2 protein-coding genes are annotated in these 1279 nt (G+C 59.7%); one reads left to right on the forward strand and one right to left on the reverse strand.

What is annotated here, in order from left to right; genetic code table 11:
* The first annotated feature begins 99 nt into the window (after window positions 1-99).
* Window positions 100-942, forward strand: coding sequence for a helix-turn-helix domain-containing protein (locus ACTHV6_RS10705; RefSeq protein WP_441387522.1), 843 nt, complete (start codon window positions 100-102; stop codon window positions 940-942).
* Window positions 943-983: 41 nt separating this feature from the next.
* On the opposite strand, the gene ACTHV6_RS10710 is transcribed toward ACTHV6_RS10705, so the two are convergent.
* On the reverse strand, window positions 984-1279 hold a 296-nt coding region (locus tag ACTHV6_RS10710), incomplete at its 5' end, for a DoxX family protein (protein ID WP_441387523.1).

Genomic DNA, 1279 nt, shown 5'->3' on the forward strand with positions numbered 1-1279 from the left:
TATTGTTTCGCCACGGCGTGGCCACCAAAAGCGGATGGAAGTATCCGGGGATAGAACTCTCCCCCTGTCTTTATCCCGGGATACTGGGAGACTATACGTATGGCTGGCGATACCAAGAAGAATGAACTCGGCGTGTTTCTGCGGAACAGGCGAAGTCAGCTTCGCCCCGAAGATGTCGGGCTTTCGGAGAGCAAGGGTGCCCGTCGCGTCACTGGGTTACGGCGCGAGGAAGTGGCAACGCTCGCGTCCATTTCCACCGATTATTACACCCGTATCGAACAGGGCAGGATCAGTGCGTCGGCTTCAGTTCTCGGCACTATCGCGGAAGTCTTACGGTTGGGCGAGGACCAGCGCCGCTACCTCTTCAGCCTTGCTGGCAAACCATCAGTTCGCACGCCGCGCCCTGCCAAGCAACGGGTCAGGCCCCAACTTCAACGCCTGCTCGATGATCTTTCAGCAACGCCCGCTGTGGTGATGGGGCGGCGTATGGATCTACTCGCATGGAATCGGCTCGCTACCAAGATGATGTTGGACTTCGGGCAGATCCCCGAGAAGCAACGCAACTATGTCCGTATCCTGTTCACGCATCCCATCATGCGATCCCTGTACGCGGACTGGGAGACGGTTGCCAAAACCGCCGTGGCGCAGCTACGCATGGAGGCCGCCAAATATCCCGATGATCCACGGCTCACGGGGTTAGTTGGCGAGCTTTCCGTTCAGGATCCGCAGTTTGCGGGTTGGTGGGCGGCCCAGAACGTTGCCAGCCTGAGTACGGGAACGAAAACGCTTGTCCACCCGCGCGTGGGCGAACTCGTTTTGGATTGGGATACGTTGGTTGAGGCCGACGACGCCGAACAACAGCTCGTCATCTGGACCGCGGAACCCGGCAGTGTTACCTATGACGCGCTGCGGCGGCTGGCCGAACAGCGGACTGACGCTTGACACTCCCGCGACATAGCTAAGCTCAAGGACGCCGCCGTTGCCTACTTGCGGCGATGATCCCTCAAGGTCTTGACCGTCTTGCCTCCGGCTAACGCTCCCGCAACGAGCAGCGGTTGGAAGAAGAGGCGCGCAAAGCGCTTCTGATCCGTATCCAGTCCGAATCCGTCCTTGGCTTCAACGAACTGGGCGATGTTCCCGGGAAATATGATGATGAAGAATGCGGCGGTGGTCCCACCGATCCACGCACGCGCCGGTTGCTTCCACACCGCGAGATTCGCCGCACCAAGAGCGATTTCGGCGGCGCCTGACACGAGCACAACAGTGTCAACATCCACGG

Source organism: Ancrocorticia sp. (genome assembly GCF_052089425.1).
Classification (GTDB): Bacteria; Actinomycetota; Actinomycetes; order Actinomycetales; family Actinomycetaceae; genus Ancrocorticia.

Excerpts from the sequence above, each read along its gene's own strand:
- ACTHV6_RS10705 (WP_441387522.1), top strand. The coding sequence starts at position 100 with ATGGCTGGCGATACCAAGAAGAATGAACTCGGCGTGTTTCTGCGGAAC.